This is a genomic window from Mycobacterium sp. (assembly GCF_036273375.1).
Classification (GTDB): Bacteria; Actinomycetota; Actinomycetes; order Mycobacteriales; family Mycobacteriaceae; genus Mycobacterium.
In genome coordinates, this window is the sequence record NZ_DASUHS010000134.1 from 39,042 (window position 1) to 59,677 (window position 20,636).

Annotated in this window: 21 protein-coding genes and 2 pseudogenes; 10 read left to right on the forward strand and 13 right to left on the reverse strand. The window is 65.6% G+C overall.

All coding sequences use genetic code 11. The annotated features are described in order from the left end of the window. The first annotated feature begins 19 nt into the window (after positions 1-19). Both VFW69_RS12860 and VFW69_RS12865 read left to right on the forward strand, forming a co-directional pair. Positions 20-910, forward strand: coding sequence for a phosphoribosylaminoimidazolesuccinocarboxamide synthase (locus tag VFW69_RS12860; protein ID WP_526501794.1), 891 nt, complete (start codon positions 20-22; stop codon positions 908-910). Then, on the forward strand, positions 907-3,030 hold the full coding sequence (locus tag VFW69_RS12865) for a S9 family peptidase (protein WP_526501796.1): 2,124 nt from the start codon (positions 907-909) through the stop codon (positions 3,028-3,030). Before VFW69_RS12860 ends, VFW69_RS12865 begins: the two co-directional genes overlap by 4 nt. A gap of 53 nt (positions 3,031-3,083) precedes the next feature. Here VFW69_RS12865 and VFW69_RS12870 read toward each other — a convergent pair whose 3' ends face one another. Continuing rightward, a complete protein-coding gene (locus tag VFW69_RS12870; RefSeq protein ID WP_526501798.1) occupies positions 3,084-4,703 on the reverse strand; it encodes a DHA2 family efflux MFS transporter permease subunit in 1,620 nt (539 codons plus the stop codon). Positions 4,704-4,854: 151 nt separating this feature from the next. Here VFW69_RS12870 and VFW69_RS12875 point away from each other — a divergent pair, with 151 nt between their 5' ends. Together VFW69_RS12875 and VFW69_RS12880 are read left to right on the forward strand one after the other, a co-directional pair. Beyond that, the gene (locus VFW69_RS12875; RefSeq protein ID WP_526501800.1) at positions 4,855-5,559 is read left to right on the forward strand and encodes a DUF2334 domain-containing protein; all 705 of its coding nucleotides are present in this window, start codon (positions 4,855-4,857) and stop codon (positions 5,557-5,559) included. 47 nt (positions 5,560-5,606) lie between these two features. Then, entirely contained in the window at positions 5,607-7,274 is a 1,668-nt protein-coding gene (locus VFW69_RS12880; RefSeq protein ID WP_526501802.1) for an FAD-binding dehydrogenase, read from the forward strand. A gap of 84 nt (positions 7,275-7,358) precedes the next feature. Here the strand turns inward: VFW69_RS12880 and VFW69_RS12885 are convergent, their stop codons facing one another. Next, positions 7,359-7,997, reverse strand: a complete 639-nt coding sequence (locus VFW69_RS12885; RefSeq protein WP_526501805.1) for an MBL fold metallo-hydrolase — start codon at positions 7,995-7,997, stop codon at positions 7,359-7,361. On the opposite strand from VFW69_RS12885, the gene VFW69_RS12890 reads away from it, so the two are divergent. The 3 genes from VFW69_RS12890 to purQ are packed head-to-tail and all read left to right on the forward strand — an operon-like array spanning position 7,974 to position 9,679. Beyond that, on the forward strand, positions 7,974-8,708 hold the full coding sequence (locus VFW69_RS12890; protein WP_526501807.1) for an ATPase: 735 nt from the start codon (positions 7,974-7,976) through the stop codon (positions 8,706-8,708). The two genes, VFW69_RS12885 and VFW69_RS12890, sit on opposite strands and share 24 nt — an antisense overlap. A gap of 60 nt (positions 8,709-8,768) precedes the next feature. Further along, positions 8,769-9,008, forward strand: coding sequence for a phosphoribosylformylglycinamidine synthase subunit PurS (gene purS / locus VFW69_RS12895; protein ID WP_526501809.1), 240 nt, complete (start codon positions 8,769-8,771; stop codon positions 9,006-9,008). After that, positions 9,005-9,679 (forward strand): phosphoribosylformylglycinamidine synthase subunit PurQ, encoded by a 675-nt coding sequence (purQ, locus tag VFW69_RS12900; protein WP_526501811.1) that lies wholly within the window; start codon positions 9,005-9,007, stop codon positions 9,677-9,679. The genes purS and purQ overlap by 4 nt, the downstream gene beginning before the upstream one ends. On the opposite strand, the gene VFW69_RS12905 is transcribed toward purQ, so the two are convergent. Continuing rightward, complete coding sequence (locus VFW69_RS12905; RefSeq protein WP_526501813.1) at positions 9,646-11,061, reverse strand: WS/DGAT/MGAT family O-acyltransferase; 1,416 nt, start codon at positions 11,059-11,061, stop codon at positions 9,646-9,648. The genes purQ and VFW69_RS12905 overlap by 34 nt on opposite strands. A 28-nt stretch (positions 11,062-11,089) precedes the next feature. Continuing rightward, complete coding sequence (locus VFW69_RS12910; RefSeq protein ID WP_526501815.1) at positions 11,090-11,905, reverse strand: lysophospholipid acyltransferase family protein; 816 nt, start codon at positions 11,903-11,905, stop codon at positions 11,090-11,092. 147 nt (positions 11,906-12,052) lie between these two features. Here VFW69_RS12910 and VFW69_RS12915 point away from each other — a divergent pair, with 147 nt between their 5' ends. After that, positions 12,053-13,126 (forward strand): NAD-dependent epimerase/dehydratase family protein, encoded by a 1,074-nt coding sequence (locus VFW69_RS12915; RefSeq protein WP_526501817.1) that lies wholly within the window; start codon positions 12,053-12,055, stop codon positions 13,124-13,126. A gap of 12 nt (positions 13,127-13,138) precedes the next feature. Here VFW69_RS12915 and VFW69_RS12920 read toward each other — a convergent pair whose 3' ends face one another. Beyond that, positions 13,139-13,606 carry a hypothetical protein gene (locus VFW69_RS12920; RefSeq protein WP_526501819.1) on the reverse strand — a complete coding sequence of 156 codons (468 nt, stop codon included), beginning with the start codon at positions 13,604-13,606 and terminating at the stop codon, positions 13,139-13,141. A 130-nt stretch (positions 13,607-13,736) separates the two neighbouring features. Here VFW69_RS12920 and VFW69_RS12925 point away from each other — a divergent pair. Continuing rightward, positions 13,737-13,880 (forward strand): annotated as a pseudogene (locus VFW69_RS12925) (VOC family protein); the annotation flags it as partial. Here VFW69_RS12925 and VFW69_RS12930 read toward each other — a convergent pair. The 7 genes from VFW69_RS12930 to VFW69_RS12960 form a co-directional block, all read right to left on the reverse strand. Further along, positions 13,877-14,341, reverse strand: coding sequence for a cupin domain-containing protein (locus VFW69_RS12930; RefSeq protein ID WP_526501821.1), 465 nt, complete (start codon positions 14,339-14,341; stop codon positions 13,877-13,879). The pseudogene VFW69_RS12925 and the gene VFW69_RS12930 overlap by 4 nt on opposite strands. A 3-nt stretch (positions 14,342-14,344) precedes the next feature. Then, complete coding sequence (locus tag VFW69_RS12935; protein WP_526501823.1) at positions 14,345-15,802, reverse strand: dihydrolipoyl dehydrogenase family protein; 1,458 nt, start codon at positions 15,800-15,802, stop codon at positions 14,345-14,347. A 46-nt stretch (positions 15,803-15,848) separates the two neighbouring features. Beyond that, positions 15,849-16,055 carry a hypothetical protein gene (locus VFW69_RS12940; RefSeq protein ID WP_526501825.1) on the reverse strand — a complete coding sequence of 69 codons (207 nt, stop codon included), beginning with the start codon at positions 16,053-16,055 and terminating at the stop codon, positions 15,849-15,851. Between the two features lie 53 nt (positions 16,056-16,108). After that, positions 16,109-17,155 carry a zinc-binding dehydrogenase gene (locus VFW69_RS12945; protein WP_526501827.1) on the reverse strand — a complete coding sequence of 349 codons (1,047 nt, stop codon included), beginning with the start codon at positions 17,153-17,155 and terminating at the stop codon, positions 16,109-16,111. 121 nt (positions 17,156-17,276) lie between these two features. Continuing rightward, positions 17,277-17,948 (reverse strand): TetR/AcrR family transcriptional regulator, encoded by a 672-nt coding sequence (locus VFW69_RS12950; RefSeq protein WP_526501829.1) that lies wholly within the window; start codon positions 17,946-17,948, stop codon positions 17,277-17,279. Positions 17,949-17,982: 34 nt separating this feature from the next. Beyond that, positions 17,983-18,666 (reverse strand): TetR/AcrR family transcriptional regulator, encoded by a 684-nt coding sequence (locus VFW69_RS12955; RefSeq protein ID WP_526501831.1) that lies wholly within the window; start codon positions 18,664-18,666, stop codon positions 17,983-17,985. Between the two features lie 57 nt (positions 18,667-18,723). Then, positions 18,724-19,593, reverse strand: coding sequence for an alpha/beta fold hydrolase (locus VFW69_RS12960; protein WP_526501833.1), 870 nt, complete (start codon positions 19,591-19,593; stop codon positions 18,724-18,726). 123 nt (positions 19,594-19,716) lie between these two features. Between VFW69_RS12960 and VFW69_RS12965 the strand changes: the two genes are divergently transcribed. Continuing rightward, positions 19,717-20,517, forward strand: a complete 801-nt coding sequence (locus VFW69_RS12965; protein WP_526501835.1) for a flavin reductase family protein — start codon at positions 19,717-19,719, stop codon at positions 20,515-20,517. Between the two features lie 23 nt (positions 20,518-20,540). Here the strand turns inward: VFW69_RS12965 and VFW69_RS12970 are convergent. Further along, positions 20,541-20,636 (reverse strand): annotated as a pseudogene (locus VFW69_RS12970) (family 1 encapsulin nanocompartment shell protein); the annotation flags it as partial.

The following is a 20,636-nucleotide window of genomic DNA, read 5'->3' on the forward strand; positions in this document are numbered from 1 at the left end:
TGCCCGATAGGCTGACCGGATGCCCGCACTGTCCGACTACCAGCATCTGGCCAGCGGCAAGGTCCGTGAGCTGTATCGCGTCGACGACGAGCACTTGCTGCTCGTCGCCACCGACCGGATCTCGGCGTACGACTTCGTCCTGGACAGCACCATCCCGGACAAGGGTCGCATCCTCACCGCGATGAGCGTCTTCTTCTTCGGACTCGTCGACGCCCCCAACCATTTGGCCGGGCCGCCGGACGATCCACGCATCCCCGACGAGGTCCGGGGCCGCGCGCTGGTGGTGCGCCAGCTGGAAATGCTTCCGGTGGAATGCGTGGCGCGCGGCTACCTGACCGGCTCGGGATTGCTGGACTACCAGGCGACCGGAACGGTCTGCGGTATCACGCTGCCACCGGGACTGGTCGAAGCCAGTAGGTTCGCCGAACCACTGTTCACCCCCGCGACGAAAGCCGCATTGGGCGACCACGACGAAAACATCCCCTTCGCGCGGGTGATCGAGATGGTCGGTGCCGTGCCCGCCAACCAGCTGCGCGGCCGCACATTACAGATCTACGTTCAGGCCGCCGATCACGCGCTCCGGAAAGGAATCATCATCGCGGACACCAAGTTCGAGTTCGGCAGAGACCGCGACGGTAACCTTCTGCTGGCCGACGAGATCTTCACACCGGATTCGTCGCGGTACTGGCCGGCAGACGAGTACCAGGTCGGCGTCGTCCAGAACAGCTTCGACAAACAGTTCGTCCGCAACTGGCTGACCGGCCCCGAGTCCGGCTGGGACCGCAACGGCTCACAACCCCCGCCAGCACTGCCCGAGCACATCATCGGCGCCACCCGTGATCGGTACATCGAAGCCTACGAACGCATTTCCGGCCTGAGCTTCGACGACTGGATCGGTCCCAGCGCATGACCGAAGTGCACGTGGACGGGTCGGTACCCCCCGTCGCCAAGCGGGTGGACAGCCGGCGTGAGCATCACGGCGACGTCTTCATCGACCCGTATGAGTGGCTGCGCGAAAAGGCCAACCCTGAAGTCATTGCCCACCTCGAAGCGGAAAACGCCTACGTGGATCAGATGACCGCCCACCTCGAACCGTTGCGGCAGCGGATTTTCGACGAGATCAAGGCACGCACCAAAGAGACGGATCTGTCGGTACCGACCCGGCAGGGCGAGTGGTGGTATTACGCGCGCACCTACGAAGGCAAGCAATACCGCGTCCAATGCCGCTGTCCGATAAGCGGATCCGACGACTGGGATCCGCCGACCCTGGACGAGAACACCGAGATCCCGGGCGAGCAGATCTTGCTCGATTCCAACGCCGAAGCCGAGGGCCACGAGTTCTTCTCCCTGGGCGCCGCGACGGTGAGCCTGGATGGGAACCTGCTGGCTTACTCGGTCGACACCCTCGGCGATGAGCGATACACGTTGCGGTTCAAAGACTTACGCACCGGCGAGCTGTACCCCGACGAGATCGCCGATATCGGGGCTGGTGCGACGTGGGCCGCCGACAACCGCACAGTGTATTACCTGACCTTGGATGACGCCCACCGCCCCGACAAAGTGTGGCGGTATCGGGTGGGCTCCGGTGCAGAGTCGGAGCTGGTGTATCACGAAGCGGACGAAAAGTATTGGCTTGGCGTGGGGCTCACCCGCAGCGAGGCCTACGTCTTCATCGCCTCGGGATCCTCGATCACCTCCGAGTATCGCTACGCCGACGCCACCGATCCGCAGGCCCAGTTCACCGTCGTGCTGCCGCGCCGCGAAGGCGTGGAGTACTTGGTCGAGCACGCGGTCATCGGCGGGCAGGACCGGTTCTTGATCCTGCACAACGACGGCGCGGTCAACTTCACCCTCACCGAGGCGCCGGTCAGCGATCCGGCACAGCAGCGCACCCTGATCCCGCATCGTGACGATGTCCGGCTCGATGGAGTGGACGCTTTCGCCGGTCTCCTGGTCGTCAGCTATCGGCGCGAGGCACTGCCCCGGATGCAGCTGTGGCCCATCAACACCGACGGCACATATGCACAGCCCGAAGAGATTTCGTTCGATTCCGAACTGATGACCGCCGGTCCGGCCGGCAACCCCAACTGGGAGGCGCCCAAGCTGCGGATCAGGGCGGGATCGCTGGTCATTCCGGCGCGGGTCTACGACATCGACCTCGCCACCGGTGAACGCACCTTGCTGCGCGAGCAGCCCGTACTCGGCGATTACCGGACCGACGACTACGTGGAACGGCGTGACTGGGCGGTCGCCGACGACGGCACGCGCATCCCGGTGTCTATCGTGCACCGCGCTGATATCGAATTCCCGGCACCCGCCTTGATTTACGGTTACGGCGCTTATGAACTGTGCACCGACCCGAGCTTTTCCATCGCCCGGCTGTCGCTGCTGGACCGTGGCATGGTGTTTGCCATCGCGCACGTTCGTGGCGGCGGTGAGATGGGCCGGCTGTGGTATGAGCACGGCAAGCTCTTGGAGAAGAAGAACACCTTCACCGACTTCGTTGCGGTCGCACGGCATTTGGTGGATGCCGGTTTCACCCGGGCGCGTCAGCTGGTGGCGCTGGGGGGTAGCGCCGGCGGTTTGTTGATGGGGGCGGTGGCCAATCTGGCGCCGGAGCTTTTCGCCGGCATTCTCGCGCAGGTCCCATTCACCGACCCGCTGACCACGATCCTGGATCCCTCTTTGCCGCTGACCGTCACCGAGTGGGATGAATGGGGAAACCCCTTGGCGGACAAGGAAGTTTACTCGTATATGAAGTCCTATTCGCCGTATGAGAATGTCGAGGCCAAGCGGTATCCGGCGATTTTGGCGATGACGTCGCTGAACGATACGAGGGTTTACTACGTGGAGCCGGCCAAGTGGGTTGCGGCGCTGCGCCACGCCAACGGTGACGGTAATCCGGTCCTGTTGAAGACCCAGATGAACGCCGGGCACGGCGGCGTCAGTGGCCGCTACAAGGGCTGGGAGGAAGCCGCCTTCCAATACGCGTGGCTGTTAAGCGCCGCCGACGCCCGGTTGTCGACATAGGCCCCTCCAGGCCGGCCAACGGTCCGCGCGGGAGTTGCCCGGGAGCGGCTGCGCTAGTCGCCGGCCGTTTCGATTGCCGGCTTTTTCGGCAAGAACCACGCCGGAATGAGGGTGCACACCACCAGCACGACGGCAATCACGAATACCGCGGTATAGGCGTGTGAAAGATCGTGCACCACATCGCTCGAAAATCCGGGGGCGAGCGACTCCCGGGGTATTGCGGACTGGTCGACCGGCACCCCGTCGACGACCGCCCTCTGATGCAGGGCGGCAAGCTTGTTTGCTGCGACGATGTTGGGGCTCCGATTGAACTGGTTCGTCAGGATCATCGACATCAGCGCGGTTCCGACCGAGCCGCCCACCTGGTGGCTGACGCTCATCAGCGTCGTTCCCCGGGCGATCTGATGGGGTGCCAGCGCTTGCACCGAGGCGACCGACAGCGGCATCATCGTGCAGCCCATGCCCAGGCCCATGATCGCCAGCCCGACCAGCAGCGTGGGTAGATAGTGGGCCTGAGTGGCCGCCCCGAAGGCGAAGGTGCCCAGGCCGGCGGTGATCAGCGCGATCCCGACCAGCACGATCTTGCCCGGGCCCTGCCTGTCCACCAGCGGTCCGGTCAGGCGCATGGTCAGCATGGCGCCCAGCCCCTGAGGGATCATGTGCACGCCCGCCTGCATCGGCGTTTGGTGCAGCACCTGCTGGAAATAGCTTGGAAGCAGCAGGCCGGCGCCGAAGAATGCGCCGGCGAAGACCAGCATCGTCACGTTGGCGTGCGTGAGCACCGGATTGCGGAATAGCCGCAGATCAATCAGGGGATGGTCGGCGTGATGCCACGCGTGCGCGACGAAGCCCCCGATCAATGCCAGTCCAATCGCCGCCGGTATCACCACGTGGCGGTCGGCCACGGTGCCGCGGCCCGGGATGGAGGACACCGCGAACAAAAATGTCGCCAGGCCCGGCGAGAGCAGCAGCACGCCGATGGCGTCGAAGGTCTCCGACCGCGCCGGGTGATCCCGCGGGAAGATGATGGCGGCGAGCGCGATGGTGAGAAACCCGATCGGCACATTGATCAGGAATATCCACCGCCAGCTCGAGGTGTCGATCAGCCAGCCACCCAGGATCGGCCCGCCGATCGGGGCGAGCAGCATCGGGATGCTCAGGATCGACATCAGGCGCCCAAGCCTTCCCGGGCCCGCTTCGCGAGTCATGATCATGAAACTTAACGGCAGCAGCATGCCACCGCCGAATCCCTGGACCACGCGAAAGACGATGAGCTGCAAGATGTTTGCGGCAATCGCACACAGTAGCGAGCCCAGCATGAAGGCCACCACGGAACCCATGAAGAGCCGTTTGGTGCCGAACCGGTCGGCCGCCCAGCCGGTTATCGGGATCACGGTCGCCAAGGCGAGCGTATAGCCCGTCATAGTCCAGGCCACCACGGCCTGCGAGGACGCGAATTGGTCGATGAAGGTGCGTTGCGCGACGCTGACGACCGTGATGTCGAGGATCGCCATCACCGTGGCCAAGATGCACACACCGGAGATCCGCAACAGCGCGGCATCGAGTTTGTCGGGGTATTCCCGTTCCTCGACGCCCGGCTGTCCGGTGGGGGCGTGGGGCAGCGGCGTTTTGGCCGCTGCGTACGAGGCCTCGTCCATGGCGTTGCTTAGCATATCGAACTGATCGCATCGGCTGACGCTCGCGGCGGCTGTGGTCTGGGCAGGTCCGGCGGCGCCGAAATCTTAATGCCCGGGCGAGTGCGTATACGCCTGCTGTCTGCGTGTCCTTCACCATTTCGATACTTGGGATCGGCAAACTGCTGGTGTGTCTGGAAAATTGATCGTCTCGGTCTCGGGGATTGGCGAACGCACGCTGCCCGATGTCGAGACGTTCTGCGCGCAAATGGACGCCCGCAAGGTACCGGTGTCGTTACTCGTGGCTCCCCGCCTGTCCGGTGACTACCGGCTCGACCACGACCCGGGAACCGTCGAGTGGCTGACCAACCGTCGCGCCGGCGGTGACGCCATCGTGCTGCACGGCTATGACGACGCGGCCACCAAGAAGCGTCGCGGCGAATTCGCGATCCTGCGGGCGCATGAGGCCAACCTGCGATTGATGGCCGCCGACCGGGTGCTCGAGCACCTCGGGCTGCGTACCCGCCTGTTCGCGGCGCCCGGCTGGGTGGTGTCGCCCGGGGTTGTCAAAGCATTGCCGGACAACGGATTCCGCTTACTGGCAGATCTGCATGGGATCAGCGACCTGGTTCGTCACACCACCGTCCGCGCACGCGTCCTCGGCATCGGCGAGGGCTTCCTCACCGAGCCCTGGTGGTGCCGGATGGTGGTGCTGTCCGCCGAGCGGATCGCTCGGCGCGGCGGCGTCGTGCGGGTTGCGGTCGCGGCTCGCCACCTGCGCAAACCCGGGCCGCTGCAGGCCATGGTGGACGCGGTCGACTTGGCGTTGATGCACGGCTGTGCACCCAGCGTGTACCGCTGGCAGCCGGCCAATGCGGTGCTCAACGCCGCCTGACGAAGCGACTGTCTGACCTGCTCATCGGGGCACTACCCTGGTCCGACATGAGCGATTCTTCGGTTGCGGGGTTCGACGCTGACGCCATCGTCGTCGGGGCGGGCCTGGCCGGCTTGGTCGCCGCCTGCGAACTGGTGGATCGCGGCTTGCGGGTGCTCATCCTCGATCAGGAGAACAGCGCCAATCTGGGCGGGCAGGCCTTCTGGTCCTTCGGCGGCCTGTTCTTGGTCGACAGCCCCGAGCAGCGCCGGCTGGGTATCCGCGACAGCCATGAACTCGCGTTGCAGGATTGGCTCGGTACGGCGGCATTCGATCGTCCCGAGGACTACTGGCCACGCCAATGGGCACATGCCTATGTCGATTTCGCCGCCGGGGAGAAGCGCAGTTGGCTGCGGTCGCGGGGGCTCAAGCTTTTCCCGCTGGTGGGCTGGGCCGAGCGCGGCGGGTATGGCGCACAGGGGCATGGCAACTCGGTTCCCCGCTTCCACATCACCTGGGGTACCGGGCCAGCGCTGGTCGAGATTTTCGCTCGTCAACTGCGCGACCGCTCGTCGGTGCGCTTTGCGCACCGCCACCAGGTCGATGAGTTGATCGTCGAGGGCGAGGCGGTGACCGGCGTCCGGGGCACGGTGCTGGAGCCGACGGCCACGCCGAGAGGAGTCGCGTCATCACGGAAACCGATAGGGCAGTTTGAATTTCGTGCCGACGCGGTGATTGTGACGAGCGGCGGCATCGGCGCCAATCACGAATTGGTGCGAAAGAACTGGCCCAAGCGCATGGGCCGCGTCCCCGAGCAACTCCTGAGCGGGGTGCCGGCCCATGTCGACGGCCGGATGATCGCCATCTCGCAGCGGGCCGGCGCGCGGGTGATCAACCCCGACCGAATGTGGCACTACACCGAGGGCATCACCAACTATGACCCGATCTGGCCGCTGCACGGGATCCGGATCATTCCGGGTCCGTCGTCGCTGTGGCTGGATGCGAGTGGCAAGCGGTTGCCGGTCCCGCTCTACCCCGGCTTCGATACGCTGGGCACTCTGGAGTACATCACCAAGTCAGGGTTCGACTACACCTGGTTCGTGTTGAACGCCAAGATTATTGAGAAAGAGTTCGCGCTCTCCGGGCAGGAGCAGAATCCGGACCTGACCGGACAGAGCATCCGCGAGCTGCTGCGAAACCGGGCGCGTTCCGGGCCGCCGGGTCCGGTGCAGGCGTTTGTCGATCGGGGTGTGGACTTTGTCAGCGCGAACTCGTTACGCGACTTGGTGACCGCGATGAACAAGCTGCCCGATGTGCAGCCGCTGGACTACGCCACGGTGGAGGCCGAGGTCACCGCGCGGGATCGGGAGGTGGCCAACAAGTTCAGCAAGGACGGACAGATCACGGCGATCCATGCCGCCCGAAACTATCTGGGCGATCGGCTGGGCCGGGTGGTGGCGCCGCACCGGCTGACCGATCCGAAGGCGGGACCGATGATCGCGGTCAAGCTGCATATCCTGACCCGAAAAACGTTGGGCGGCATCGAAACCGACCTCGCCTCGCGGGTGTTGAAGGCCGACGGCACGCCGCTGACCGGTCTGTATGCCGCCGGCGAGGTGGCCGGGTTCGGTGGCGGCGGCGTGCACGGCTACCGCGCCCTGGAGGGTACATTTTTGGGCGGCTGCATCTTCTCCGGTCGCGCCGCCGGACGTGGCGCCGCCGACGACATCACATAGCCCGGCGGGGCGTGCCCCCGCTTGCTTTCGAGCGTCACGCCAGCGTGACCGCGGAACGCGAGCGTTACGCCAGCGTGACGGCGGCTAGAACGTGACGGCGTCTTCTTCGGGCAGCACCTGGAAGTCGGTGGTGGTCATCTCGGTGAGCCGTCCGTAGTAGATCCCCCGCGCATCCGGGGCGATGATTCCCTGGTGAATGGGAACGGCACGCTCTGGAGCCACCGCACGCAGGTAATCGACCGCCTCGGATACCTTCATCCAGGGTGCGGCCGCCGGCGTGGCCAACACGTCCACCGGCTCGTCGGGCACAAAGAGCGCGTCACCGGGATGCATTAATCGGGCGCGGTGGTCGGCATCGCCCACCAGAAACGAAATGTTCTCTATCACAGGGATTTCCGGGTGAATGACCGCATGTTTGCCGCCGACGGCGCGAACGGTCAGTTCGCCGATGTGCAGCTCGTCGCCGACATGGACCTCGCGGCAGGGCGCGCCCAGTTGCGCACTGGTCTGCGGGTCCGCGTAGAGCGCCGCATCCGGGTTACCCTCGAGCAATGCGGGCAGCCGTTTGGCGTCGACATGGTCGGGGTGCTGATGGGTGATCAAGATGGCGGTCAGGCCGGTGATTCCCTCGAAACCGTGCGCGAAGTTACCAGGATCAAAGAGCACGCGGGTGTGGTCGAACTCGGCAAGTAGGCACGAATGCCCGAAATGCGTCAGTTGCATATCTACGATTGTGCCTTGATGGACAAGCTGCCGATACGCATGATCCTGGCCACGATGCTGGTCGCCGGCAGTTTTGCAGTTGCTCTAATCGTCGTCATTCCTGCACACGCAGAGCCGGAGACTTGCCCGGGCCTGTGCGATCGGATCCCCAACACGGCGTGGATCGATCAGCATGCCGTGCCGCTGGACGCCCTGTACCACTGGCCCGCGCTCGCCGGTTTGGCCGTGCAGACGACCGGTTCGGTCCCCGGCCCGCGGTTCCGGTTCGAGGAGTTGTGCGCCGCGCCGGCGATACCCCAGGATCCCCGCGACTCGGCCGTCGCGGCTCGCTCGACGGTTCAGCATCCCGACGGGCAGTGGCAACTGCAGGCCCAGATCCTGCACTGGCGGGGTGACACCGCCCGCGGCGGGACGGTCGCGACCACGGTTTTCAATAATGCCGTCGCCGCTTTGCGAGCCTGCCAGCAGCGCGCACCGCTGGAGTCACCGTCGCTGACCAGCGACGAAGCGAATCGGATGGCCGCCGTGATCAGCGGCCCGGTGGTGATGCACACCTATCTGTTCGCCCAACCGGCCAGCAGCACGATCAGCGAGGTCACGCTCTGGTCGACAGCGCCGCCGCAGGCGGCCTGGCCGGCGATGGCGGACGATCCGGTGCTCAATGCCATGAGCGCACCCCTGTGCGAGGCCTACATTGCCTCGTGCCCGTGAGCCCGAGCTGCGCTTTCGCCGGTAGAGTGGCGCCGGAACGCCAACTGAGGAGGAGCGCCGGTGGCCCGGGTGATCGTAAGCGTGATGCCCAAAGCGGAGATTCTCGACCCGCAAGGTCAAGCGATTGTGGGCGCGCTGGGTCGCCTCGGACATCCGGGAATCTCAGAAGTGCGGCAAGGCAAGCGATTTGAGCTCGAAGTGGACGACAGTGTCGACGATTCGGCGCTCGCCGAGATCGCGGAATCGCTGTTGGCTAACACCGTGATCGAAGACTGGACGATCAGCCGGGAGAAGCAGTGACGGCACGCATCGGGATCATCACCTTTCCCGGCACGCTCGACGACGTGGACGCCGCCCGCGCGGCGCGGCGTGTCGGTGCCCAGGCGGTCAACCTGTGGCATGCCGACGCCGATCTGAAGAGCGTGGACGCCGTGGTGGTGCCCGGCGGGTTCTCCTATGGCGACTACCTGCGGGCCGGTGCGATCGCCAGGTTCGCCCCAGTGATGACCGAGGTGGTGGAGGCCGCACGGCGTGGCATGCCGGTGTTGGGCATTTGCAACGGTTTTCAGGTGCTCTGCGAGGCCGGACTGTTGCCCGGGGCGCTGACCCGCAATGTGGGTCTGCACTTCATCTGCCGCGACGTGTGGCTGCGGGTGGCCTCGACGTCGACGGCCTGGACGTCGCGTTTCGAGCCCGACGCCGACCTGCTGGTCCCGCTGAAATCGGGAGAGGGACGTTACGTGGCGCCTGCCGAGGTGATCGAGGAGCTCGAGGGCGAGGGGCGGGTGGTGTTCCGATACCACGAGAACACCAATGGCTCGCTGCATGACATCGCTGGGGTCAGTTCGGCCGACGGCCGCGTGGTGGGTTTGATGCCGCATCCCGAGCATGCCATCGAGGCGCTGACCGGGCCGTCCGATGACGGCCTGGGCCTGTTCTATTCGGTGCTGGACGGCGTGCTCGCCGGCTGAGCGGAAACGCCTGCGGCATCCCGTAATTCGGCGAAGGACGCGCCGATGGCGTCCGTCGCCTCGTGCGGGTCGTTGAAGGTCCGGTCGTCGGTGAGCACCGCGACGCCGAGTCGGTCCACGTAGCTCCACACCGTGATGTTGACCGGGGCGCCGGGCGACAGCACGCCGGTGGAATAGATCTCGCTGACGGCCGCGCCGCCGAAGTGGCCCCGCGCGCGGGGCCCCACCACGCTGGACACCGCGACGTTCATCAGCTTGTTCGGCGCGTCGCGCAGGCCCAGCCACCGGAATGCGGCGGGGGCGAATGCGCTCGGAAGGTAGGCCATCATTTTCCCGTAGAGCTCGGGGCCCAGGACTTCGTGGTCCTCCTTGGCGATCTTGGTGGCCAGGGCGACCAGTCGGGCCCGCTCAATCGGGTCGTCGACATGGACCGGCAGTGAGACCATCAGCCCGCTGATCTCGTTGCCGGTGATGCGGTCCGACTTGTCGGTGGCCGTCGGCACCGAGGCAATGATCGGGCGTTCGGCCGCACCGTCATAAGCCAGCAACAACGTTCGCAATCCGCCGGTTGCCATGGCCAGCACCACGTCGTTCACCGTGACGCCCAACGCCTTTGCCGTCGCTTTCACCTCCGGCAGCGACAACGACGTGCTGGCGAACCAGCGCCGCGGCGAGACGAGATGGTTGAGGAAGGTCGGCGGCGCGTCGAACGCGTCGGCCAGGTCGGGGTGATCCCCGCGCTCCCGGGACCGGCGGCGCACCCGCATCATTCCGACGGCCGCGTCCTTGAGCAGCCCGGGCAGTGCGCCGATCTGCCGGACGTGGTCGCGGGCCGCCCCGCGCAGCAGGTCGGTGTTGGACGTGGTGACGCCGGCTTCGTCGTTGTCGCGCTCGTTGGCGAGCCCGTCGCGCAGATCCATCGCGCGGGCCAGCAGGTTGACTGATGCGACGCCGTCGGCCAGCGCATGGTGAATCTTGCCGATCAAGGCGAATCGTCCACCGGCCAGTCCCTCGGCGAAATGAAACTCCCACAGCGGCCGACTGCGGTCCAGGGGAGTGGACGCCACCTCGCCGATCACCTGATCGAGCTCGCGCCGACCGCCCGGTGCGGGCACCTGCACCCGCCGCAGGTGATAGTTCAGGTCGACGTCGCAATTCTCCTGCCACATGGGATGATGCAAATGCCAGGGAATGTCAACGAGCTTGTAGCGCAACGGTTCTAGTAGATGGAGCCGACGACGCACGTGGCGGCAGAAGTCCTCGAAACCGAATTCTCCGTCGAAGTCGGCGGGGTCGATCACGGCCACCTTCAGCGTGTGCGTGTGTAGGTTGGGCGTTTCGCTGTAGAGCAGCATCGCGTCCATGCCATTGAGTCTTTTCACACGCCACCCCCAGCGGCCCCAGACACCGTCAGCCCAGGATCGGGAAGCGGCGCTGATCGGCGAGCCGCGTGAGCGCGGCTTCCATGACGGCGCGTACGTGGGCGTCGACCTCGTCGATGTCGGGGTCGTTGCCGAATTGCGCGGTGATGTCGATCGGCTCGAGAACCTCAGTGACGACCTTTGCCGGCAGGGGCACGTTGGGGGGGAAGACCACGCTCAGGCCGAACGGGAAGCCGAAGGTGACCGGCAAGATGTCCACGCGCGCCTTGGTGAGCCCCAACTTTCGGGCCAGCCAGTTGCCCCGGGTCAGGAACAGCTGGGTCTCCTGGGCTCCGATGGACACGGTCGGCACGATCGGCACCCCAGCTTCGATGGCGGTCCGCACGTAGCCGGTGCGGCCATTGAAGTCGATGGTGTTCGCACTGAAGGTCGGCCGGTAGGAGTCGTAGTCGCCGCCGGGGAACACCAGCACCACCGCGCCGGAGTGCAGGGCGGTGGCGGCGTTTTCGCGGCTGGCCTCGATGACCCCGAGGCGGCGCAACCAGCCGTCCAAAGGCCCCATGAACAGCCCGTAGTGGCCCAGTGTGTAAACGGGGCGGTCGTAGCCGAACCTGTCGTAGAAGGCCGGGGAGAAGACCAGCACGTCCGGGGTCAGCATGCCGCCCGAGTGGTTGGAGACCACCAGAACTCCGCCCGAGGACGGGACGTTGTCAATGTTTCGCACCTCGGCCCGGTAGTACCGCTTGATGGCCGGTCCGAGCACCTTTGCCACCTGTTCGGTAAAAGCCGGATCCCATTTGGCGGTTTCGTGATTGTCCGCCGCGTCAACACCGTTGCCCTTCATGGCTCCCCGCTGTCTGTTCCTGCTCTTCACTAGTTGTTGCCGGTGTGACGCCAGTCTCAAACCTGAGACTCCGATTGACATATGCTACTCTCCGTTTAGGAGAATGTCATATCCGTTTGCTGGAAGGCGAACAGCTGATGGGGGAGCATGTCCGAAAAGGTCTTGGTAACAGGAGGTTTCGGGCTCGTCGGCTCGCAGACGGTGCGCCGCCTGGTGGCCGACGGCCACCGCGTCGTCGCGACCGACCTGGGCACTGCCGCCCAGCGCAAAGCCGCGAAAGCGCTGCCGGCCGGCGCCGAGCCGCACTGGGCGGATCTGACCGATCCGGGTCAGGTTGATCAGCTACTCGCCGAGACGTCGCCCACCGCCATCGTTCACCTGGCCGCGGTGATTCCACCGGTGATCTATCGGCAGCCGGCGCTGGGACGCCGGGTCAATGTCGACGCGACGGTGACCTTGCTGCGCGCGGTGCAGTCGAGGCGCCAGCCGGTGCGGTTCATTCTGGCGTCGAGCAACGCCGTGTATGGCGCGCGCAACCCGCACCGGCATCACGAGCTGTTACGACCGGACTCCGCGACGAACCCGGCCGACCTCTACGGCGCTCACAAGTCCGAAGCGGAACAGCACCTGCGAGCATCGAATCTCGAGTGGGTCATCTTGCGTCTGGCCGGGGTGATCAGTGTCGAACCGGAGGCCATGCCGTTCAGCGTCGATGCGTTGTTCTTCGAAAGCGCCCTGCCGGCCGATGGCCGCATTCACACCGTCGATGTCCGTGATGTCGCGCGCGCGTTCGCCGCAGCGGTCACGGCCGACGTCGCCGGTGAGACGCTGCTGATCGCCGGTGACGAGTCGCACCTGCTGCGGCAGGGGGAGGTCGGTAAGGCGCTGGCCGCCGCACGCGGTCTGGTCGATGTGTTGCCCGGCGGCCGGCCGGGCGATCCGGACAGCGACGACGATTGGTTTGTCACGGACTGGATGGATACGGTTCGCGCCCAGCAGGCTCTGGAATTCCAGCGGCACTCGTGGCCGGACATGCTCACCGAGATGCGAGCCGCCGCGGGGTGGCGGCGTTACCCGATGCGGCTGATCTCGCCGCTGGCGCGACGGTTCCTCAAACGCCGTGCAGCTTACCGGGATACGCCCGGACGCTACGCCGACCCGTGGGGCGCGATCCGGGCCAGATTGGGTGACCCGCGCCCGGATGCTCCGCCTGGTAGTTAGCCCGCCCGTAGTTCAGCCGGCGTCGCGCAGCAACGGCCGTTCGATGGGCGGCAATTCGATCAGGGGGTTCAGCTCCTCGAAGAGCTCGGTGGCGTCCGCGATGGTCTGGTCGACGAAGGAAGCGAAATCGTTGAAGGAGACGTCGTTTCGGATCCATTGCGACTTGCGGGCCACCACGCCGATGCGCTGCGGATCCGACGAACCGTGCACGATCGCGGTGACCTGGCGGTCAAGACGGTTCCATCGGTCGCAGAAGTACGTCACCCAGGGGCGATCGACCGCCGGGAAATAGCACCCAGGGCTGACGCGGATGATCAACACGTCGTCGTGCGCGGGAGAGATCTCGAAGTGAACATGCAGGCGCCGCGGAGCGTTGGTGACAAAGAAGTATTCGCCGTCGTGGTGGCCGCGAAAAAATCGTCGCCCGCGGGTGCGCAGGTAACGTTCGACCAGGTTCGCGCACAGCTGCTCATTCGTCATGAGTTCGATGGTGCGGCCTGTGACTATGGGAATGCTAGGAGCCAAGCCAAGCGGCACCGAAGAATCGGTTGAGAATTTGCTGAGTGAGCGGGCGGATTACTCTGGCAGCGAATGGTTTTCGCGCATGAATAGCCCGGATGATGTTCGCGCCCATCTCGCCGCGTGCGGAGTGGAGGTGATCTCCGGACCGGTCACCACGGTGGGGGCGCTGGGTGAGATGACGTCGCACTACTGCCGTGACGTCGACGGCAACCTGATCGAGATCGCCGTTTACCGAGGGTCGGTCAGCGGATACAGGGCCGGGAGATTGACCACGATGGCTTCCTGGCTGCTGCGTGCGATCACCACCTCGGCGGTGGTGTTGGGGTCGGGATTTTCCTCCCGGTGTGGCAGGTACGGCGGAATGAACACATAGTCGCCGGGTGCCGCGGCGATGCGGACCTCTCCGGTGCCGTCATGAAAGACGAATTCCGGGTTGCCGCTTCGCACATAGATGGCGGTCTCGGAGTCACCGTGATGGTGGTTGTCCGAAGCCGATTGCGGCGACGCGTGCGTCTCGCCCATCCAGAGCTTCTCCGCGCCGACCGAGCTGCCGGACAGGGCGGCGAAGCGTCGTAGCCCCTCCGACTGCGCGGTGTCGGAGCTGATCTCGGACGCCTTGATGTGGCGTACCCGGTTGCGCGTGACCGGCGCCGTGTCGTCGAAGTCTGGATGGAATCCGTCTGCGGTGGCCATCGGTCAATTATCGTCCGAGGCGTCCCGATACGCCTCGAGCAGTCTGAGCCACAACTCGCTGATGGTGGGGAAGCACGGCACGGCGTGCCACAACCGGTCGACGGGCACCTGGCCGGCGACGGCGATGGTGGCCGAGTGCAGCAGCTCGGTCACGCCCGGGCCCACCATGGTGACACCGAGCAGGTGGCCGCGATCGACGTCGACCACCATCCGCGCGCGGCCCGTGTAGCCGTCCGCATAAAGCTTGGCCCCCATCACCACATCGCCGATTTCGATGTCGACCGTGCGGACCCGGTGTCCGGCTTTGTCGGCTTGCTGCGCCGTCAGTCCGACGGCGGCGGCTTCGGGGTCGGTGAAGAAGGCCTGCGGCACCGCATGATGGTCGGCGGTCGTCGCATGCGCGCCCCACGGTTTGGTGTCCAACGGCTTCCCCGCAGCGCGGGCGCCGATGGCCGCACCGGCAATGCGGCCCTGATACTTGCCCTGGTGGGTGAGCAGGGCCCGGTGATTGACGTCGCCCGCCGCATAGAGCCAGCCGCCCTCGACGGCGCCGTGCACCAGGCAGGTGTCGTCCACATCGAGCCAGCTGCCCGGCCTCAATCCCACTGTCTCCAAACCGATGTCGTCGGTCAGCGGTGCGCGGCCGGTGGCGAAGAGCACCTCGTTGACCCGCAACTCGGTGCCGTCGTCCAAGTCGAGGACAACGTGGGAATCGTCCGGTCGGCGCAGCGCGCGAACCGATACCCCCACCCGCACGTCGACGCCGCCCTCGGTGAGCCCGCGCCCGATCAACTCGCCCACAAAGGGCTCCATCCGCGGCAGCAGTCCCGGGCCGCGCACCAACAGCGTCACCTGGGAGCCCAACCCCTGCCATGCCGTAGCCATTTCGACACCCACCCCCCCGGCGCCCACGACGGCCAGCCGCTTTGGGACCGCGCTGCTATCGGTGGCCCGCCGATTGGTCCATGGCCTCGCCTCTGCGAGGCCGGGCAAATCGGGCAATGCTGAGCGGCTCCCGGTGCAGATGACCACCGCATGCCGTGCCGTCAGCGCCAGCCGCTCGCCGGTGCCGTCGGTGACGACGACGCGGCGCGGGCCGTCCAACCGCCCGTGCCCCCGCACCAGGGTCGCGCCGATACCGCTCACCCAATCGGCCTGGCCACTGTCGTCCCAGTCGCTCACGTAGCGGTTGCGGCGGCCGAACACGCCGTCGGTGTTCAGGGACCCGGTGACCGCCTCCCGCGCGCCGTCGATCCTGCGCGCGTCGGAAAGCGCAATGACGGGCCGCAGCAACGCTTTACTGGGCACGCATGCCCAATAGGAGCATTCACCGCCGACGAGTTCTCGCTCGACCAGAGCAACACGCAGTCCCGCGGCCCGCGCGCGTTCGGCGGCGTTCTGGCCGATCGGGCCGGCGCCGAGCACCACGACGTCGAAGTCTCCTCCGCCAGCTGCTGCCATGGTCGACGATCCTTTCGCTTGGTGGCCGCGGCGCCGAGTGCACCTCTCAGCAGTCAGCGGATCCGTTGATGAGTTGATTGGCGAGCTGGCGCAGATCATTGACGACGATATTCGGCTGCGGCAGACCGTCCACCGGCAGCGGTGCGTTGCCACTCCGGGTGATCAAAGCCCCACCAAAGCCGACCTTCTGCGCACCGATGGTGTCCCACACATGTGCGGCCGCCAGCGGGCCTTGCTGCCATGCCAGACCCATGTGAAGCCCGTCCTTCCTGAAATCCGTTCGCGCAGTGACATTTCGCGCCGGCACTACTCCATCACGACGACAAGCTTTCCTGCGGCTTCACCCGCCTCGGCGACACGATGCGCTTCGCGGATGTCGTCGAACGAAAAGATCCGCGCCGGGGCCGCGTCGAGTTTGCCGTCGGCTATCTGCCGGGCGATCTCCCCGAACGGCACATCCGATACCGGGAATCCGGGATCTCCGAACACGGGGCTGGCGAAGAAACTGAAGCTCACGCCGCTGGCCATTCGCGCGAGTGGATTGAAATCGCCGATGGGTGCCAGACCACCCAGCCATCCGGCGAGGCAGGCGGTGCCGCCGCGGCGCAGCATGTCCAGGGAGTCGAGGATGGTGCTGTTGCCGACGAGGTCGAGGACGGCGTCGATACGGTTGGCTTCCGCGATGTGGGCGGCAAGGTCACCGCGTTCCACCTCCACACGGGTCGCGCCCAGCTCTTCGAGCATGCCGAAGCGTTCACGGCTGCGTGCCGTGGCAATGACATTCGCGCCGGTGATCACAGCCATCTTCAGTGCGGCCTGACCCAAAGCCGAAGTCGCCCCACGGATCACCAATGTTTGTCCCGCGGTCAGATTCAGGTTGCGGTACAGGCAGGTCCACGCCGTCGCATAGGTTTCCGGCAGCGCCGCCAGCTGCGACCACGGCAGGTCGGATTCGACGAGTGCCACATTAGCCGCGCGCACTCGAGTGTATTCGGCGTAGCTACCGTTGATGGTGCGCCCAAGACCGCCCATCAGCGCCACGACCTTGGCCCCGACCGGGAACTCGCGTCCCGGACACGAGTCGACGATGCCGACGCATTCGATTCCGCTGACCTCGGCCGCCTCCGCCCATTCCCCGCGACGCATATGGATCTCGGCGTGGTTGATGCCGAAACCCTTTACCGCGATGACGACTTCGCCGTCCTTGGGCAGCGGCTTGGGGATGTCGGTGTAGACCAGGCTGTCCAGGCCGCCGAACTTTTCCAAGATGATCGCCCGCATGGTTTGTCCACCGGGTTGCTCGCGTACGACTGCCGGCGCGGTTGGCAGCTCAGGTGACTCGAGCATGGACATCGACTGCCTCTTTCACAATCGTTGGCCGGCGACGACACCAGGTGGCGCGGCCACTAATAATGGGCCAGCTGACCCATTATTATGTTCGACCGTACCCGCGATGTCCAGCGGATGCCACCGCTCAAGATTTGCGCTGACCGCGAGACGACGCGGATCGACCCTTGCGCGGCGGGGGCTGGGCCGCAAAGGAGCGGACGTAGTCGACAGCGGCGTTGACGGCGGTCCGCAGCGGTTGCGGATCACCGGTGACGTGGGTGAGCATCGCACCGCCCTGGTGTGCGACGACCAGCGATACGGCCAGATGTTGCGAGTCGGCTTCCGGACGCAGGTCGCCCCGATCGCGCATCGACTCGATGCCGGCCCGAAACAGTCCAATCCATTGGTCATATCCCGCGGAAAGGTCACGGTGTATTTCGGTATCGGCCTCGATCAGCTCACCGGCCAAGGACCCATAGACACAGCCCCCAACCCGGTATACGGCGTCGATGTCGGAGACGCAGGCATCGGCCCACGCCTGCAGGGCATCGAGGCTGTCGAGTCCGGCGAGCTGCGGTCGCGTGTGAAAGTTCTGCACGTCAGTGCGGCGCGCATCGACGACATGGCGGGTCAGGTCGCGTTTATCCCTGAAATAGTGCGAGATTTGCGATCCCCCCACTCCGGCCGCGCGCCGCACCGTGTCGATGCTGGTGTTGGCGACGCCATGCTCGAACATCAGCCGGGCGGCGACCTCGATGATGCGCGCACGCGTTGCGAGTCCCTTGCGAGTGAACCGCGATGGGGGGTTTCCAGTCACGATGTCGCCTTTGCCGCGGAGGTCAGCCGGCTTTTCATGCCGGGCGACGCTCCCGCGTCCGGCGCGGTGGACGGGGTGCTCGTTCGGCGCTGTCGTTGGCGAACAGGCGTAGGTGGTTCACCGCGAAACGAATCGCATCGGCGTGCGGCCACGCCTGTTGATAGGTGAACGTCAACACGCCACCTCCTTGATGCGCGGTGATGATCACCATTGCGAGCTGCCGCGGATCGGCATGGCGAACCAACAGCCCGTCGTCTTTCATTCGCGCAATTGCGTGCTCCAACAACTCGATCCACTGCCGGTAACCGGCGGCCAACGAATCACGCGTGGCGTCGTCCGACTTCGCCAGCTGGGCGGCGAGGGCGTGATAGGTGGGGGTGCCGAAATATCCGATGCGCCGCAGGTAGCGCATGTTGAGGTCGATCCATCGCTCGAAATCGTCAAACGAAGCCAGGCCCCGAAGCGCGGGCTGGCGGTGAAAGTCCAAGACCACGCCGATCTGGCGCCGGATCACCGCACGTATCAGCGCCGCCTTGTCGGCGAAATAGTGGGCAAGCTGTGAGCCGCTGACCGAAGCCGCCCGACGCACGTTGTCCATGTTGGCCGCGGAAAGACCCTCGGTGACGATCAGCCGGGCGGCGGCCTGCACGATCCGGTCGCGGGTGGCACGCCCCTTGGCGGTCAACCGTTGTTCGTCAAGAACATCGGGATGGGCCATCGCGTCAGGCTAACCCGGCAGCGCCCCCATTTATGGGATCTCCAGCCCATACATCGCTCAGGCGTTAACTCGATTGGCGAGAAAGTTCCGGATCAGCTGGGCGACGTCGTCGCACGCGGACTCCAACAGAAAGTGGCCACCGTCGAGCAGGTGGATTTCGGCGTCCGGGAGGTCGTCGGCGAACGCCTCGGCGCCGGCCGGCCCGAAGATCTCGTCGCCGCGGCCCCACACCGCGAGCAACGGCACCCGGCTGTCACGGAAGTATTCGTGCAAGCGTGGATACATGGGCGAATTGGTGGCGTAATCGCGAAACAGCTTCAGCTGCACCAGATCGTTCCCGGGTCGGGAAATCAGCGCGTAGTCGTGATACCACGACCCGGGATCGACCAACGTCTCGTCGGCCACACCGGTCAGGTACTGCCAACGGGTCGCATCCAGGGTGAGGAACTGCCGCACCGGCGCCTCGGTGTCCGCGGTCTGCTCCTGTTGGTACGCCTGTACAACCTTCCAGAAGCTCTCGACGAAACCCGCGTCATAACCATTGCCGTTCTGGCTGATGATCGCGGTGATCGCGGATGGGTCGCGCAGTGCGAGTCGCCAGCCGATCGGCGCGCCGTAGTCCTGGACATACATGGCGTACCGGTCGACGCCCAGGGTTCGCAGCAGACCCGCCGTGAGGTTGGTCAGCGCGTCGAACGTGTAGTTGAACTCGTCGACCGGTGGGGCGGCGGACAGCCCGAAGCCCAGGTGATCCGGCGCGATCACGTGGTAACGGTCGGCGAGGGCCGGGATCAGATGGCGGAACATGTAAGAGCTCGTGGGAAACCCGTGCAGAAGAATTACCGCCGGAGCGGCCGGATCGCCGGCCGCGCGGTAGAAGAGCCGATGGCCGTCGACGGTGGCGTATCGATGATGAACAGCAGGCATGACATCCCTCCTGAATCAACGTGATTCACCGGCGAGCGCCGCAGCGGCGTCCGACGGAGAAATCGCGAAACCCAATCCAGATTTATGGGTTAGATGACCCATTATGCACCAAGCCTGCCCTCGATGACAGTCCCGGAAGTCGGATATGTTGCCGAGCGCATCCGGGTGCCATATTGTGGGCCATCCATCCCAGTTGGGGCTCGGCGCAACGGCGAGCTGGTTCGAGGTGACACAAGTCCGGTCATCCTGTTCTCCGCCGGAATCGGGGCGACACCGGTGCTGGCGATGCTGCATGCCCTGTCCGCCGCCGGGAGTCGGCGCGACATCTGGTGGCTGCACACCACCCGCAACCGGGAAACCCAAGCCTTCACAGAAGAAGTCACGACACTCATCGAATCGTTTCCGCACGCCAGGCAGCAGGTCTTCTACACCGAAACGCAGGGCCGCCTGCGCCGAGAGTCCATCGCGAAATTGGGCCTGCCCACCGACGCCACCGTTTACCTATGCGGTCCAACGCAATTCATGACAGACATGAGCGACGCCTTGGCCGGTATGGGATTCGACCCGACCCGCAGCCAGCTGTTCGGCGCGCTGCCCGCGATCAACCCGGGCGTTGTCGAGACGGGGGAGCGCAAGCCGCCCCATCCACCGGTCGGACCGCCGGGTATCGGACCGGCGATCACCTTCACGCGCAGCGAATTAACGGTCAACTGGTCACCGGCATACCGAAGCATCCTCGATCTGGCCGAAGCGTGCGACGTGCCAACGCGTTTCTCCTGCCGGAGCGGAGTGTGTCACCTGTGCGTCACCGGAATCGTCGCCGGCACGACCATTTACATTCAGCAGCCGTTGGAGCCGCCCGGTGACGGGTCTGTCCTCATCTGCTCGGCGGCACCGGGGACCGACGTGGTGCTCGATCTCTAGCGAAAACCCGTCGGCGTTTATTCCTACGGGCTCAGCGGGACGGACGCCTCCGCGGTGTAGCACAGGAAAGTCAGCGTCTCCTGCAGATACAGCTGCACACTGTCCGCGTCATGGCTGGT

Coding starts and splice junctions, on each gene's coding strand:
- VFW69_RS12860 (WP_526501794.1), top strand. CDS start 20: ATGCCCGCACTGTCCGACTACCAGCATCTGGCCAGCGGCAAGGTCCGT.
- VFW69_RS12865 (WP_526501796.1), top strand. CDS start 907: ATGACCGAAGTGCACGTGGACGGGTCGGTACCCCCCGTCGCCAAGCGG.
- VFW69_RS12870 (WP_526501798.1), bottom strand. CDS start 4,703: ATGCTAAGCAACGCCATGGACGAGGCCTCGTACGCAGCGGCCAAAACG.
- VFW69_RS12880 (WP_526501802.1), top strand. CDS start 5,607: ATGAGCGATTCTTCGGTTGCGGGGTTCGACGCTGACGCCATCGTCGTC.
- VFW69_RS12890 (WP_526501807.1), top strand. CDS start 7,974: ATGCCCGAAATGCGTCAGTTGCATATCTACGATTGTGCCTTGATGGAC.
- VFW69_RS12885 (WP_526501805.1), bottom strand. CDS start 7,997: ATGCAACTGACGCATTTCGGGCATTCGTGCCTACTTGCCGAGTTCGAC.
- VFW69_RS12910 (WP_526501815.1), bottom strand. CDS start 11,905: ATGAAGGGCAACGGTGTTGACGCGGCGGACAATCACGAAACCGCCAAA.
- VFW69_RS12915 (WP_526501817.1), top strand. CDS start 12,053: ATGTCCGAAAAGGTCTTGGTAACAGGAGGTTTCGGGCTCGTCGGCTCG.
- VFW69_RS12920 (WP_526501819.1), bottom strand. CDS start 13,606: ATGACGAATGAGCAGCTGTGCGCGAACCTGGTCGAACGTTACCTGCGC.
- VFW69_RS12930 (WP_526501821.1), bottom strand. CDS start 14,341: ATGGCCACCGCAGACGGATTCCATCCAGACTTCGACGACACGGCGCCG.
- VFW69_RS12935 (WP_526501823.1), bottom strand. CDS start 15,802: ATGGCAGCAGCTGGCGGAGGAGACTTCGACGTCGTGGTGCTCGGCGCC.
- VFW69_RS12940 (WP_526501825.1), bottom strand. CDS start 16,055: ATGGGTCTGGCATGGCAGCAAGGCCCGCTGGCGGCCGCACATGTGTGG.
- VFW69_RS12945 (WP_526501827.1), bottom strand. CDS start 17,155: ATGTCCATGCTCGAGTCACCTGAGCTGCCAACCGCGCCGGCAGTCGTA.
- VFW69_RS12955 (WP_526501831.1), bottom strand. CDS start 18,666: ATGGCCCATCCCGATGTTCTTGACGAACAACGGTTGACCGCCAAGGGG.
- VFW69_RS12960 (WP_526501833.1), bottom strand. CDS start 19,593: ATGCCTGCTGTTCATCATCGATACGCCACCGTCGACGGCCATCGGCTC.
- VFW69_RS12965 (WP_526501835.1), top strand. CDS start 19,717: ATGACAGTCCCGGAAGTCGGATATGTTGCCGAGCGCATCCGGGTGCCA.